The organism is Mesorhizobium sp. WSM4906 (assembly GCF_029674625.1).
Lineage (GTDB): Bacteria > Pseudomonadota > Alphaproteobacteria > Rhizobiales > Rhizobiaceae > Mesorhizobium.
Window position 1 is genome coordinate 5386534 of sequence record NZ_CP121355.1, and the last position, 14496, is coordinate 5401029.

The 14496-nt window shown below is 64.4% G+C and carries 13 protein-coding genes; 9 read left to right on the forward strand and 4 right to left on the reverse strand.

Annotated elements, in window-relative coordinates:
* Positions 1-129 precede the first annotated feature (129 nt).
* From QAZ22_RS26185 to QAZ22_RS26205, 5 genes are all read left to right on the forward strand, one after another.
* Positions 130-1194 (forward strand): UDP-glucuronic acid decarboxylase family protein, encoded by a 1065-nt coding sequence (locus tag QAZ22_RS26185; protein WP_278203602.1) that lies wholly within the window; start codon positions 130-132, stop codon positions 1192-1194.
* The gene (gene galE / locus QAZ22_RS26190) at positions 1191-2315 is read left to right on the forward strand and encodes a UDP-glucose 4-epimerase GalE (protein WP_278203603.1); all 1125 of its coding nucleotides are present in this window, start codon (positions 1191-1193) and stop codon (positions 2313-2315) included. Before QAZ22_RS26185 ends, galE begins: the two co-directional genes overlap by 4 nt.
* Positions 2316-2839: 524 nt before the next feature.
* Positions 2840-3757, forward strand: coding sequence for a lysylphosphatidylglycerol synthase domain-containing protein (locus QAZ22_RS26195; protein WP_278203604.1), 918 nt, complete (start codon positions 2840-2842; stop codon positions 3755-3757).
* 5 nt (positions 3758-3762) lie between these two features.
* Positions 3763-4839 carry a glycosyltransferase family 2 protein gene (locus QAZ22_RS26200; protein ID WP_278203605.1) on the forward strand — a complete coding sequence of 359 codons (1077 nt, stop codon included), beginning with the start codon at positions 3763-3765 and terminating at the stop codon, positions 4837-4839.
* 31 nt (positions 4840-4870) lie between these two features.
* Complete coding sequence (locus tag QAZ22_RS26205) at positions 4871-5872, forward strand: NAD-dependent epimerase/dehydratase family protein (protein WP_278203606.1); 1002 nt, start codon at positions 4871-4873, stop codon at positions 5870-5872.
* A gap of 82 nt (positions 5873-5954) precedes the next feature.
* Here the strand turns inward: QAZ22_RS26205 and QAZ22_RS26210 are convergent, their stop codons facing one another.
* Both QAZ22_RS26210 and QAZ22_RS26215 read right to left on the reverse strand, forming a co-directional pair.
* Positions 5955-6329, reverse strand: a complete 375-nt coding sequence (locus QAZ22_RS26210; RefSeq protein WP_278203608.1) for a hypothetical protein — start codon at positions 6327-6329, stop codon at positions 5955-5957.
* 249 nt (positions 6330-6578) lie between these two features.
* On the reverse strand, positions 6579-8459 hold the full coding sequence (locus tag QAZ22_RS26215) for a glycosyltransferase family 2 protein (protein ID WP_278203609.1): 1881 nt from the start codon (positions 8457-8459) through the stop codon (positions 6579-6581).
* Positions 8460-9125: 666 nt separating this feature from the next.
* Between QAZ22_RS26215 and QAZ22_RS26220 the strand changes: the two genes are divergently transcribed.
* Together QAZ22_RS26220 and QAZ22_RS26225 are read left to right on the forward strand one after the other, a co-directional pair.
* A complete protein-coding gene (locus QAZ22_RS26220) occupies positions 9126-9944 on the forward strand; it encodes a glycoside hydrolase family 26 protein (RefSeq protein ID WP_278207945.1) in 819 nt (272 codons plus the stop codon).
* A 168-nt stretch (positions 9945-10112) separates the two neighbouring features.
* Entirely contained in the window at positions 10113-10580 is a 468-nt protein-coding gene (locus QAZ22_RS26225; protein ID WP_278203610.1) for a DUF995 domain-containing protein, read from the forward strand.
* Positions 10581-10601: 21 nt separating this feature from the next.
* Here the strand turns inward: QAZ22_RS26225 and QAZ22_RS26230 are convergent, their stop codons facing one another.
* Positions 10602-11495: an AraC family transcriptional regulator gene (locus QAZ22_RS26230; protein ID WP_278203612.1), complete on the reverse strand. Its 894-nt coding sequence runs from the start codon at positions 11493-11495 to the stop codon at positions 10602-10604.
* A 36-nt stretch (positions 11496-11531) separates the two neighbouring features.
* Here QAZ22_RS26230 and QAZ22_RS26235 point away from each other — a divergent pair, with 36 nt between their 5' ends.
* Entirely contained in the window at positions 11532-12710 is a 1179-nt protein-coding gene (locus QAZ22_RS26235) for an amidohydrolase (protein WP_278203613.1), read from the forward strand.
* A 124-nt stretch (positions 12711-12834) separates the two neighbouring features.
* Positions 12835-13995: a hypothetical protein gene (locus QAZ22_RS26240; RefSeq protein WP_278203615.1), complete on the forward strand. Its 1161-nt coding sequence runs from the start codon at positions 12835-12837 to the stop codon at positions 13993-13995.
* 236 nt (positions 13996-14231) lie between these two features.
* Here the strand turns inward: QAZ22_RS26240 and QAZ22_RS32230 are convergent, their stop codons facing one another.
* Positions 14232-14420 carry a putative addiction module antidote protein gene (locus tag QAZ22_RS32230; protein ID WP_347566926.1) on the reverse strand — a complete coding sequence of 63 codons (189 nt, stop codon included), beginning with the start codon at positions 14418-14420 and terminating at the stop codon, positions 14232-14234.
* Between the last annotated feature and the right edge of the window lie 76 nt (positions 14421-14496).

Consider the following 14496-nt stretch of genomic DNA (forward strand, 5'->3'; position numbering starts at 1 on the left):
CCCCGCGAACTCAGAAAAAACACATCGGTCGTAGCGGTTCCGCGCGTGCGGACCGCCGTGATTTGACCTGGTCGGGCGACGGTGTTGCCCCGGCCCGGAAGGCTAGTGTGTTGCGAGTATGAGGACGCCATGGGCAGGGTCGTCAAGGTTCTGAAGCTCGACAGCAGGTCGGGACGCAGGCATGCAGATCGCGCTCGCGCGCTGGTTGCCGGCGGAGCGGGTTTCTTGGGCTCACATCTGTGCCAAAGGCTGCTGGCCGATGGCTATGAGGTTATCGCGCTGGACAATTTCCACACCGGCAAAAGATGCAATCTTGCCGGCATGGCCCGCGATGCCTCCTTCACCTGCATCAAGCACGACATCGTCGACGAACTGCCGGCGGATTTCGCCGTAGACGAGATCTACAACCTCGCCTGCCCCGCCTCCCCGCCGCACTACCAGGCCGATCCGATCCATACGTTCAAGACCAGCGTGCTGGGCTCGATCAATCTTTTGGAGCTCGCCCGGCGACGCAACGCCAAGATCTTCCAGGCCTCGACCTCCGAGGTCTACGGCGATCCGCTGGTGCATCCGCAGCCGGAAGGCTATTTCGGCAACGTCAACACGCATGGACCCCGCTCGTGCTACGATGAGGGCAAGCGCTCGGCCGAAACGCTGTTCTTCGATTATTCGCGGACATACGGCATCGATGTCCGCATCGCGCGCATCTTCAACACCTACGGCCCGCGCATGCGGCCCGACGATGGCCGCGTGGTGTCGAATTTCATCGTCCAGGCGCTGGGCGGCAAAGACATCACCGTCTATGGCAGCGGCACCCAGACGCGCTCCTTCTGCTTCGTCGACGACCTGATCGAGGGGTTCGTGCGCCTGATGAACGTGCCTTTGGCGCTGCAGCATCCGGTCAATCTCGGCAATCCCGTCGAGTTCACCATCATGGAATTGGCCGAGCTGGTGGTCGACTATACGAACTCCCGCTCACGCATCGTGCACCGGCCTCTGCCGGTCGACGACCCCAGGCAGCGCAAGCCCGATATCGCCTTTGCCAGGCAGTATCTCGGCTGGGAGCCAAAGGTCACGCTCAACGAAGGACTTGCCCGTACGGCAGCCTATTTTGAAGCATTGCTGGGCAACGGTCGCCCGCTCGCTGCAAAGCGGAGCAGCCGCCTGTCCCTCAGGGAGGCTACGGCGCCATGACCTCGCGCCCCGTTCTGGTCACGGGTGGCGCCGGCTTCATCGGCAGCCACACTTGCAAGCTGCTCTCGGCGGCCGACTACCTGCCCGTGGTCTACGACAACTTAAGCCGCGGCAACGAGAAGGCGGTCGCCTGGGGTCCACTGGTGGTCGGCGACATCCGCGATCGCAATGCATTGCAGCGGGCAATCGTTACGCACCGGCCGGAGGCGATCATTCATTTCGCCGCTCTTGCCTATGTCGGCGAGTCGGTCCGCGAGCCGGCGGACTATTATTCGACCAATGTCGGCGGCACGATCGCGGTGCTGGACGCGGCACGGGCAAACGGCATCGACAAGGTGATATTTTCCTCGAGCTGCGCGACCTATGGCGTGCCGCAGGCGCTGCCGGTCAACGAGACCTCGCCGCAGAAGCCGATCAGTCCCTATGGCCGCAGCAAGCTGATGGGCGAAGAGATCATCAGGGACTACGCCTCGGCCTATCACCTGAAATACGCGATCCTTCGCTACTTCAACGCTTGCGGCGCCGACCCCGAAGGCGAACTTGGCGAATGGCACACGCCCGAAACTCATCTCATTCCCAGGGCGCTGATGGCAGCGTCCGGCACGATCGGTGCGATCGAGGTCTTCGGCACCGACTACGCGACGGCGGACGGCACCTGCGTGCGTGACTACATCCATGTCAACGACCTCGCCCGCGCGCATCTCAAGGCGCTGACGCATCTGGAAGCCGGCGGCAGGAGCCTGTCGGTCAATCTTGGCACCGGCCGGGGCATTTCGGTCAGGGAGATCCTCGAAGCCGTCGGGCGGATCACATGCCGCCCGGTGCCGGTGGTCTACAAGGCGCGGCGCCCGGGCGATCCAGCCGAGCTTTACGCCGATCCGAGCCTGGCGCGGGAGAAGCTCGGCTTCGTGGCGAAATCGTCCGACATCGACACCATCATACGGACCGCCGCGCCCTTCTTCGGGCTGGGGCCGATCCTGAAGCCGAAGGCATTCAACGCGTCCGCAGCCGTTCGCGCGCAAGGCGCGCGCCGCGTGCCGGCGACGCCACGAAAAAATGCCAGCCCACAAGGGCTGGCAGTCGTCCCCGTGAGTAGTGTGTCGGGGCGCGGGGCTCGCTGAGCCGGGTCGAAGACTTGTCTCAGCGAGCCTCCTGCTTGATCCTCGAGCAGTTCCGGGAAACTCCATTTACGGGCGATGAAGTCTTCTTCGTCGCCGCCAGATTTGCCCGTCGATAGAGCCGTCAGGTCGGATTTCAGCCTAAAGCGCGTCGCGATCTTTCAGATTCGCTCCGTGCACTTTAGGTTTTTGATTTTACGCATGTCTTTGTCCCGAAACCGGTTTCCACTTTCGGGAGACATGCTTTAACTCGACCTGCCGAACCGGACCGACGGTCCCGCCCGGCAGGCCAAACCAAGTATGTGGATTTGAGCAAGCCGCTGGTCTATAGGATCAGCCGCTTATGATGGAGCAGAGACGTTGAACGGGCCGAAGATCGGCGAAGGCTCGGAATTTTGGCGACCCCGCCACGCCGTCGGAAACTGGCAAGACATGCGGCGATGTAAGCTAACACTCGGCCGCGCTGCGGATTTGGAAATCAAAGCAATTGCCCGGAACGCGGCGGTCGACGCCACTTGGAGAACTGGTTGAAGCGAGCATTCTCGATAATCGTCACCCTGGCGCTGCTGGCATGGCTTGCCGGCGACTCGCGCTGGAAGATGGTGGGCGATGCATTCGCCAGCATCACGCCCGGCGCCTTCGTGGCAGTGACGGCGGCGCTGTTCGTCACCTATGTGCTGCGCGCGCTGCGCGTCTGCGACGAGTTCCGCGACGAAGTGAACGGCCGCTTCGGTGCCTGCCTGCGCGTCATCCTGATCCACAACGCCATGATCAACGTGGTGCCGTTCCGCGGCGGCGAGACCGCCTTCCCGATCCTGTTGCGGCAGGTGTTCGGTATTTCGATCGTGCGCGCCGGCGCCTCGCTTTTGTGGTTCAGGCTGCAGGATGCCTTCGTCGTCGGCGTGCTTGCCTGCCTTGTGTGGCCGAGCCTGCATCCGGCGCTCAGGGCCGCGGGCATCGCTGCGCTGATCGCCGTCGCCTGGTACCTGCCGCGCTGGGCGCGCGCGCCGCATGACTGGGCAAGGCGCGGCAGCATCGTCTCGAGGCTCGGCAAGCTGCGCGACATCTTCACAGAGGCCACCGGGCGCTCGCGCTACGGCTGGTGGTGGACGGTCGCCAACTGGACGCTGAAGCTTGCCGTGCAGGGATGGCTGCTCGCCATGCTGCTCGGCACCTCCTTCCAGACCGCCTTTCCCGGCGCCGTCGGAGCCGAGGCCGCCGCCATCCTGCCGGTGCAGGGCGTCGCCGGTTTCGGCACCTACGAGGCGGGCGCCTCGGCGGCGCTGCTCTATTCCGGCATCGCCATGAAGGACGGCCTCAAGGCCGCGCTTGCGCTGCATCTCTTCATCCTCTGCTCGGCGGTCGCCACCGGCGCCATCGCCTGGCTGTTTCCCTCGAAATCGACGCTGCCGGAGAGCCCGGCCACGGGGCCCGCAAGGAAATGACCGCCATGAACGTGCTTCCCATTCCTGTCACGGGACTGCCCGAGGGCGCCGTCATGCCCGAGCACAAGCTGTCCATCGTCATTCCGATGTACAACGAGGCCGACAATGTCGAGCCGCTGCTGGTGCGCATTCACCAGGCGATGGAGAATTACAGCCAGCCCTGGGAAGTCGTGCTGGTGGACGACGGCAGCACCGACGCCACGCCGAACGAAATCCGCAGGCTCGCGGCCGAATACGGTCCGCACGTGCACGCCGTGGAGCTGGTGCGCAACTTCAAGCAGACCGCGGCCATGCAGGCAGGCCTCGATGCCGCCCGCGGCGACGTCATCGCGACGCTGGACGGCGACCTGCAGAACGACCCGTTCGACATACCGCGCATGGTCTATCGCCTGCTGATCGAGGACCTCGACCTCGTCGCCGGCTGGCGCAAGAACCGCCAGGAAGGTTTCTGGATGCGCCGGCTGCCGTCGCGCATCGCCAACTCGCTGATCGCGCGCGTCACCGGCGTGCGGCTGAAGGACTACGGCTGCAGCCTGAAGGTCTTCCGCGGCAGCGTCATCCGCAGCGTGCGGCTCTATGGCGAAATGCACCGCTTCATTCCCGCCTGGCTCGCGACAGTGACGACGCCGCGCCGCATCGCCCAGGAAGTGGTGACGCATCATGCCCGTATCCACGGCCAGTCCAAATACGGCATCTCGCGCACCTTCCGCGTGGTGCTCGACCTCGTCTTCATGTTCTTCTTCATGCGCTACCGCACCAGGCCCGGCCACTTCTTCGGCGGCATCGGCATCGTGCTCGGCGTGCTGGGCTCCATGGTGCTGGCTTATCTGTTTGGCCTGAAGGTGTTTTTCGGACAGGACATCGGAACGCGCCCGATGCTGTTCACCGGCTTCTTCCTGGTGATCGCCGGCCTGCAGATGGTGACGTCGGGCGTGCTCGCCGAAATGCTGTCGCGCGTCTATCTCGAAGCCAACGGCGCGCTCGCCTATGTGGCGCGCCCGCAGCCCGCGCATGGCGAAGGCGACGGCTGGCGCCGGCCGAGCCCGCCGGCAGGCGCCAAGAAAAGCCCGCGCCGGAAATGATCCCGCCCCTGCCCTCATCGGAGGTCCGCGCATGACCATCCTGGTGACCGGAGCCGCCGGCTTCATCGGCAGCCATGTCTGCCAGCGCCTGCTCGCGCGCGGCGACGCCGTTGTCGGCGTCGACAACATGAACGCCTATTACGATCTGGCGCTGAAGGCGGCGCGGCTCGGCCTGCTTTCGGATCAAAAGGGGTTCTCGTTCCACCAGCTCGACATCGCCGAGCCGGGCGCGCTGGCGGCGGCGCTGAAAGGCGAAAGGGTGAGCGGCATCGTTCATCTCGGCGCCCAGGCCGGGGTGCGCTACTCGCTCGAAAATCCACGTGCCTATATCCACGCCAACATCGTCGGCCACCTCGAGGTGCTGGAGTTCTGCCGGGCGCTGCCCGGGATCAAGCATCTGGTCTATGCCTCGTCGAGCTCGGTCTATGGCGGCAACACAAAGGTGCCGTTCGCGGAGGGCGACCGCGTCGACAATCCGGTGTCGATCTATGCGGCGACCAAGAAGGCGGACGAGCTGATCAGCTCGACCTACTCGCATCTCTACGGCTTGCCGCAGACCGGGCTGCGCTTCTTCACCGTCTACGGCCCCTGGGGACGCCCGGACATGGCGGCCTGGATCTTCACGGAGGCGATGCTCGCCGGCAAGCCGATCCGCGTCTTCAACCATGGCGAGATGTGGCGCGACTTCACCTATGTCGACGACATCGTCGACGGCGTGCTTGCGGTGCTCGACCGGCCGCCGCCGGCAAGCGGACCCAGGCATCTCATCTACAACATCGGCAACAGCCAGCCGGTGCATCTCGGCCGCTTCATCGAGACGCTGGAAAGCCTGCTCGGCGTCAAGGCGATCCGCGAAAACCTGCCCATGCAGCCCGGCGAGGTCGAGAAGACCTATGCCGACACCGGCGCGCTGGAGCACGATTTCGGCTTCAAGCCGAAAGTGTCGATCGAGGAAGGACTGGCGAAATTCGTCGACTGGTATCGGCAGGAATGGCGGCCAGAGGGCAAGAGGCAGCGCGCGCGGCCGCGCTGATCCTCTCGCCCCCGGCTCACCACGCCCCCCGGCAGCGACGCTTATTTCGGTTCAGCGCGACAGACCGCGCGCCGGTATCGATTCAGCGCGCGCGGCAGGCCGCGCGTTGGCCAAAGCCGCTCGGGCCGCAAATCCAGGGCGAGCGGCCAAGCAGCGGGCCGGCACCGCCCGGGTTGTAGGAAGCCTTTGTCGGCGCCGGCGCGCCGACACGCTGCGGCCGCACGAAGGCCGCGTAGGGCTCTTGCCTTATCCGCGTCACGCTGGTCATCTGCGTCAAAGGCTTGCGATAGAGCCGCTTCGCGGGCGCGTTCACCACGGGCTTGTTGCCGTCGATCGAGGCGGTCTTGGTCGCGTCCATGGCCTGGCAGCCAGACATCATGGAGACGAGCGCAAGCGCGGCAAAGGCGTGGGTGTATTTCTTGCCGGCCGTCGCGGCGCTTTCCACGAATTTCCTCATTGCCGCCCCCAGCCGTGAAATATAGTTCGCCAGAGAGCGGCGCTATATTTCCCTCTGCTTTTGTCCGTGTCGCGCGAACAGATTTCTCGCCGCTCGCACCATGGGATAATATTAGAGGGTACTTATTAAAATTTACGCAAACGACATGATGAGCGCCATCTTTCGGCGCTCGATGGACTTCCATTAAAATTTGAACTTTCTGGCAGATGGCGGCGAAGGGCAAGCGGAACGTCGTTCAGGCGCTTAGCCTTAGCGCCGCGCGTCCCAGCCAGGATCGAAATAGAAATTGCGCGAGCCGATGTCGCCCATGCCGGCGCCGGAAACCACATAGGCGATCCTGACAATGCGGAAGCCGCCGGCGCCCTGCTGCAGCCCATAGATGCCTTCCAGTCCGCGATCGTAGAAACTTGCCGCCGGGACGCCAAGCGCGAGCAGCGCCAGGGAGGCGTGCAACGCCAATTTCGCGGCATTGGCGCGCAGCGGGATCCGGTTTTCGAAAATGTGCCTGGCGATGATGACCACGACGAGCACGCCATAGACGAAAGCATTGAAGGCCGCGAACCAGTAGAAGCCGGTGGCGTCGAAGGGATGCTTGACGAGCAGCACCGGCAGCGCGGCGCCGATCGCCAGAACAATGTAGGGCGCGAATGCCCGCGTGGGCAAAAGATGCTTCGGGCCGCTGCCCTTCGGGGTGACGCGGAAATCGACGAAGGATTTCGTCACATGGTCACGCACCGCCGACAGCGTGCCCCACAGCACCCAGGGCCAGCGCGCGAAGAACAGGAACAATGTGCCTTCCCAGCTCAGCGTCTTCGCAGTCAGGGGGCGCGACAGACCGAAGATTTTCAGCATCATCACCAGCCCGACCAGCGCCAGCGAGTTGGGCAGGTAATGGATGACGAAGTCGGCATACATGACGTTGGCGAAGTTGCGGCCGGTGAGCAGCGCATAGATTGGCATGACATACATCATCAGCGCAAAGAGCGCGAACAGCGGATACCAGAGCTGGCAGAACAGGAACTGGAATTTCAGCCGCGGCGACAGCTTGTGGAAGTATCGCGGCGTGTATCCGAGCAGGATCGTCACCAGGCTGCGCGACCACTGGAATTCCTGCGTGACGAGATCCGCGAAGGTCTGCGGACCATCGCCATGGGCGATCGCGTCGATGGCGTGCACGCCGCGCCAGCCGGCAGCGTTGATCAGCATCGATGTGGAATGATCCTCGGCGAGTTCCGGGCCGAGACCGCCGGCCTGGCGCAAGGCCTTCGTCCTGACCGCATAGTGCGAGCCGATGCAGAGTGGCGCGCCGCCGCCGGTATGGCCGCACTGCAAGGGGCCGTGGAACATGCCTTCCGGGAACAGCCGGCCGCGCGCCGCCCAGCTTTCGGCGGCGTTGTTGTCGCATATGCTGGGCGCCGAGACATAGCCGACCGCAGGGTCGGCGAAAGGATAGAGGATTTCGCTGAGATAGGTCGGCGACGGCACATGGTCGGCATCCATCTGCGCGACGAAGTCGTAGTTGTCGTAGCCATGGTGATCGTAGAAAAAGGCGAGGTTGCCTTCCTTGCAGCGCGTCCGGCGCGGCCAGGTCTTGCGGTGGTAGTCCTCGCGGCCGCGCCGTGTCGAGACCAGCACGCCATGCGCACCGCACCAGGCAATCGTCTCGTCGGCCGGATCCTCGTCGGCCAGCCAGGTGTCGTGCGGGCAATCCTGCGCCAGCATCGCCTCCAGCGTGCGCCGGACCACGGCGAACGGCTCGGACGGCGCCTTGGTGACCACCATGGCGATACGCGAGCGCTTCGGAATGCGATGCAGTCTGGAGGATTTGCGCGAGGCATGGACGTTGAGCAGGAAATACATCGGCATCAGCGTCAGCCAGGCCAGCACGATGGTGGCGAGACCATATGGCCCGATATGCTCGATATGTTCGGGCCGCAGCCACCAGGACCAGAAGAAGCCCAGCGTGACAAACCAGAAAGCGAGGCCAAGCCGCAGGATCAATTGCTGCCGGGAAGACAGAACCGGCACGAGGTAGGGCCCCTTGCGGCCGGCGCCAGGACGAGCCCCGGCGGACCGGCTCACAGGCCCCTGTTTGCCGCCGACAAGGCCGGCATCCAACAAAACGCTCATACCCACCGCCGCCGCCTCCTTGTCGCCCTTGCGACCGGGAAGCGTTCACATCCCACGGTAGAATCAGCGCCTCCTGATGGAGAGTCAACAGAATTAAGCTTTGGTTAACCATGCTCCTTGAGAACTGGTTAACCTAACGCCCGATCTGACGGCTCTTTGCGAGACGCGGCGCGGGTCCGAGGGACTTTCGACAAACGCGAAGCCTGGCTGCCGGCGCCTCTTTGCAACTGCCGCGTTAACCATATCGGCTACTATAAGGTTAAGTAACGGTTAATTGCGCTTGACTCTTGGCAGGCATAGGATCTTATATCAGAAAGGGTTAATATCGTAACGTTGACGCGAATTTATGAGTATCGCGGCGACGCCCTCCCGGGCTTCTAGTACAGGCGCCCCGAGGGCAAAATTGATGGACGGCCTCGCGCCAAAGCGCCCCTGGCCCAGTCGCTCAGACAACCCATGGTTCACGTCGGCTGACGATCGTTCGGGTTTGTGTGCCGGTTTCCCATCGGCACGCTGTGGCGAGCTTCAAAGTCCCGGCTGGGATATCGAAGCTATGGGAGGTCGGGCATGAAATACTCCACAACCACCGCGCTTGTGTCGGCATTCATCGCCGGCGGCTGCCTAGTGCTGCCAGCGGCGGCGGGATCGCCTTCGGGAACGGACCCGATGCAGACGAGCTCCGCCGCGTCGGCATTCGGTTCCTATGATCCCTATGGCGACTTCAGCAATGACAAATCGGCCACCATCGAGGAACTCTTCCTGCCTTGGGAAGACGTCGATCTTTCGACACTGCCGCTGGCCGACGCCTACGCCCTGCAGCGCGGACGCTCGCTGCTGATCACCATCGAGCCGTGGACCTGGTCGAAGGACTGGCGCATCACGCCGCCCGAGCTGCGCAACGGCATCTTGAGTGGCAAGTACGATGCCAACATGCAGGCGATCTGCAACCTGGTCGGACAGATGAAAAGCCCGGTGACGATCCGCTGGGCGCAGGAGATGGAAGACAGCAATGGCCGCTTCACCTGGGCCAACTGGGCGCCTAAGGATTGGATCGCCGCCTACAAGCGCGAGGTCGACGTCTGCCGCAAGGCGGCGCCCGCGGCGAAATACATGTGGTCGCCCAAGGGATTGGAAGGCCTCGAGAAATACTATCCGGGCGACGACTATGTCGACGTGATCGGCCTGTCGGTGTTCGGTCTGCAGAAGAAGGACAATGACGAAGCCGGCCGCGACCGGACCTTCGCCGAGATGCTGAAGCCCGGCTACGACCGTGTCGCGAAATTCAACAAGCCGGTGGTCGTGGCCGAGCTCGGCTATGTCGGAAAGCAGGACTATGTGACGAAGTGGGCGCAGGATTCCCGCAAATCCTATGCGGAATTCCCGTCTCTGACCTCGGTCGTCTACTTCAACCAGAAGGAAGTGTGGCCGTGGCTGGGCGGCTATGGGCTGCCCGACTGGCGGGTGACCCAGCACGTCCTGCCGTAGAACCGCAGAGATCATTACCCGCCCCGGCACGCCGGGACGGGCTCCAGCTTCAGTTTCGGGAGTGACAAGCTTCAAAGCCAACGCTTTGGAGACGAGTGCAGGCGTTGCGTAAATCAGTCGGGGAGAAGGTCGTGAAACGGGTGTTCTGGAAATTCGTCGGTGCAATGCTTGGCTGCTTCGTTCTTGTCGTCGTCCTGCAGGCCGCCGCGCAGGCCAAGAGCGCGAACAGGATCGCGGATCAGGGCGTCGAAGGCCGCCATCGTCTCCGACGAGGCCATCTACCAGCTCTACAAGAACCATTCCTGGCTCTGGGGCAATCATGGCGCCGCCTATTTTGCGGTGGGAAAGCGGCAGTTCACCGCCTGGTCCACCGAGGATGGCAAGCCGAGCTATGGCGAAGGCATCTGGTTCATGCCCGGCGGCGGCAAACTGTGTTTCCGGGCAAGCTGGCACGGTTCATGGGGCGCAAAGACTTCGCTGAGCTGCTTCGAGCATCGCCAGGCCGGCAAGGTGATCTACCAACGCAAGTCGCCAGACGGCGCGTGGTATGCATTCAAGGACCGTCACGGCAAATCGGACCTGCGCAATGGCGACCACGCCAGCACGAAGGCAAAACGCTTCAAGGCGAAGCTGTAACCGGCATCCGCACGGGCGGTCTCAAGCGGCGGCGCGCCAGGCGCCGGGCGAAAGGCCTTTGATCGTCTTGAACACCCTGGTGAGATGGCTCTGATCGGCGAAGCCGGTCGCGGCGGCGATCTCGGCGAGCGGCATGTCGGTCCTGATCAGCGCCGACGCCGCACGGATGCGGCGGTCGCGCAGATATTGTCCGGGCGTCATGCCGGCGGCGCGGTGGAAATCGCGGATGACCTGGAAACGGGTGATGCCGGCCGCAGCAGCCAACCGGGCGAGATCGAAACCGGCCGAAAGATCGGCCGCGATCAGCTCGCCATAGAGGCGGAAGCGCCGTGTGGTTTCGCCGCCGTCTGAAGCGCGGTCGCAACGCTTGCCGTCACCGAAGCGGCCGACGAGCTCGCCGAGCACCATCAGCATCGCCGTTTCCTGATCGAGCGCCTGTCCCGCCAGTCGATGCGCCTGGACGAAGGCTCGTGCGAGTTCCGGTGCATGCACGATCCCTTCGCCGAACATCGGCAATCCCGGCAGCTCCAGATCGTCGGCGATTTCGGCCATCAGCGTGGCGTCTGGATAGCAGGTGCGGTATGCCCAGCCGGCGGGCGCGCCTTTCTCGCCGTCATGCGGCTCGTCCGGATTGACGATGATGATCGAGCCCGCCGGTGCCAGATGCCGGCGGCGGCCGATCCTGAGCTTTTCCACGCCGGCCACCACGACCCCGAACACCCAGGTCGGGTGCGTGTGCAGCGCATAGGCATGGTCGCGGTAGCGGGCGGCAAGCATTTCGAGGCCGCCGAGGCCCTCATGCCGCGTCAGCTTTGCTGCCTCGCATTCCCTTTGCTCGCTGGCGTCGCTCATGCCGGAAGCCTTGTCGAAACCGCCCTGCCCGTCAATCCCGTTCAAGACGCGAGCGGGGAACATCGGCAACATCGCCGCAAACGAAGCGGAGATAAGACGATGCGGGAAAACGACAGGATAGCGGCGATCGTGCCCGAGGTGATCGGCTGGCGGCAGGCGATCCACGCCAATCCCGAGCTCGGCTTCGCCGAATATGAGACGGCGGCTTTCGTCGCGGCGAAGCTGAAGGAATTCGGTCTCACCGTCCACACCGATGTCAGCGCGACGGCCGTGGTCGGGACGCTGACGAAAGGCGCGGGCGGCAGAGCGATCGCGCTGCGCGCCGAGCTCGACGCGCTGCCGATCAAGGAAGCCGCCAACGTCACTTATGCCTCGCGCAACGACGGCGTCATGCATGCCTGCGGCCATGACGGCCATACCGCCATGCTGCTCGGCGTCGCCAAGCTGCTCGCTGAAAGCGATAGCTTCGACGGCACGGTGGTGTTCGTCTTCCAGCCGGCCGAGGAGGTGCTGGGCGGCGGCAGGAGGATGATCGAGGACGGGCTGCTCAGACGCTTTCCGGTCGAGCAGGTGTTCGCCGTGCATAACTGGCCGGCTTTCCCGGAAGGCCATATCGGCGTGCGCGCCGGACCGCAGATGGCGGCGGTCGACGATTTCGAGATCATCTTTCGCGGCAGCGGCTGCCATGCCGCGATGCCGCATCTGGGCGACGATCCGCTGCTCGCCGCGGCGAGCTTCGTCACCGCGATCCAGCGGCTGGTTTCGCGCAGCGTCGATCCGCTGTCGCCGGCGGTGCTGTCGGTGACGCAGATCCATGGCGGCCGCTTCAACAATTTCGTGCCGGGCGAGGTCAGGGTCGAAGGCACCTGCCGCTTCTATGACCGCGCGATTTCCGACCATTGCGCGGCCGAGATCGAGCGCGTGGCGCAGACTTGCGCCACCATGCACGGCGCCAGCGCCGAACTTACCTACAGGCGCGGCTATCCGCCGGTGGTCAACCCGGCCGCGGGCGCGGCGCTCGCCGCCTTGGCCGGTGCGGATGCCGTCGGTGCCGAGCGTGTCGCAACCGAGTTCCTGCCGAGCATGGGCTGCGAGGATTTTGCCTTTCTGCTGCAGGGCGTCGGCGACGGCGCCTATGTCTGGATCGGCGCCGGCGATGTCGGCCCAGGCGCCGGCCTGCATGGCGACCGCTTCGTCTTCAACGACGCCATCGTGCCGATCGGTATCCGCTTCTTCCTCAACATCGTCCAGCGCGCGCTGCCTGTCGGGGGGAAGTAGCGCGATCCCAGGAAAAGTGCATGGCGGTTTTCCGTCCGGAATTGCGCAAAAACAAATACTTAAGATTGCCAAGCACGGAAACTTCGCGCAACGGTTCAAGCGACCGAAACAATCGCGAGACCTGATGCCGGGGGCCGACAAGACCGTGCTGATCACCGGGGCGCGCGCGCCGGTGGCGCTGCATCTGGCGCGCCTGCTCGACAGCGCCGGCCGCCGCGTCATCCTGGCCGACAGCCCTGCCCGGCCGATCGCCGCGGCAAGCAGGGCCTGTGCGCGTTACTATCGGCTGCCGCCGCCGCGTTTCGAGCCCGAGGCCTACGCCGAGGCGGTCGGGGCGTTGGCGCGGGCCGAGGGCATAGATCTCGTCATCCCGACCTGCGAGGAGGTGTTCTATCTCGCGCTGGCCTGGCGCGGCCGGGCGATGCCGGCCCAGTTATTCGCGGCGGATATCGAACAGCTGGCGAAGGTGCACAGCAAGCACGCCTTTATCCGGTTGGCCGAAGGCCTCGGCCTGGCGGTGCCGGAGACAACGCTCCTCAGGTCACGCGACGATCTGGAAGCGGTACGCGGCCGCTCGCGCGAGCTGGTGTTCAAGCCGGTCTGGTCGCGCTTCGCCAGCCATGTGCTGCTGCGGCCGACGCCGGATTTTCTCGACACCATCACCCCTTCGCCTGCCGTGCCGTGGGTGGCGCAGCGTTTCATCGATGGCGACGAGATCAGCGCCTATGCGGCGGCGCGCGAGGGCAGGCTCAAGGCGCTGGCGCTCTACCGCTCGCTCTATCGCGCCGGCAAGGGCGCCGGCATCTTCTTCGAACGGGTCGAGGATGAGGCGGCGCGGGAACTGGTCGAGCGCATCGTCGCCGGCACCACATGGACGGGGCAGATTTCCTTCGACCTGATACGCGAGGCGAACGGCCGCGTTCTGCCGCTGGAGTGCAACCCGCGCGCCGTCAGCGGCCTGCATTTTTTTCGCGATCCGGCGCGCTTTGCCGACGCGATGCTGGAAGACGGGCCGGAAGTGATCCCCGACGTCATCGCGCCGCAAACGGTGCGGCTTGCGATGTGGGTCTATGGGCTCCGGGCCGCTTTGCGTTCAGGCGCTCTCGCCCGCTTTCGGAAGGCGATGCGCGACGGCCAGGAACTGCTCGACTGGCCGGGCGACCCCGCGCCTGTGAAGGCACAGTGGCTGGCGCTGGCCGAGATCGCCGGCGTGGCCTGGCGCCAATGGATCAGCCTGCAAGCGGCTTCGACGCGGGACATCGAGTGGAATGGGCCGGGCGAGTAACGCTGGCGGGACAGCGCCCCCCTCTGTCCTGCCGGACATCTCCCCCACTTGGGGGGGAGATCAGCAGCTTCCGTGCCTCGCCCATTCTGCCACGTCGGTAATTGGCGAAATCGGCGATGGCAGCCAATCTCCCCACCTGTGGGGGAGATGTCCGGCAGGACAGAGGGGGGCGCGAAGGAACGCGACGCGGCCGCCGTCATCAACTCTGAGGACTGATCCGACTCTACCTGCAGCCACTACTGACCCGTCGTCTTCGCATAAAGCTGTAGGCCCAAAGCGTTAAGTACAGCCAGCAGTGTGCTGAGAGGTGGATCGCTTTCACTCAACGCCTTGTAAAGCGCCTCCGGCGTCATTCCGGCCTCTTTTGCAACGGCATTCAAGCCGATGGAGCGCGCCACACTGCTGAGAGTGTGAGTGATAATCATGGGCTCCACCATCCTCAAATGCGGCTTCGAGGACATAGGCTAAGCGCTCTTCAGGGGTCTTGAGATAATCAAGGAT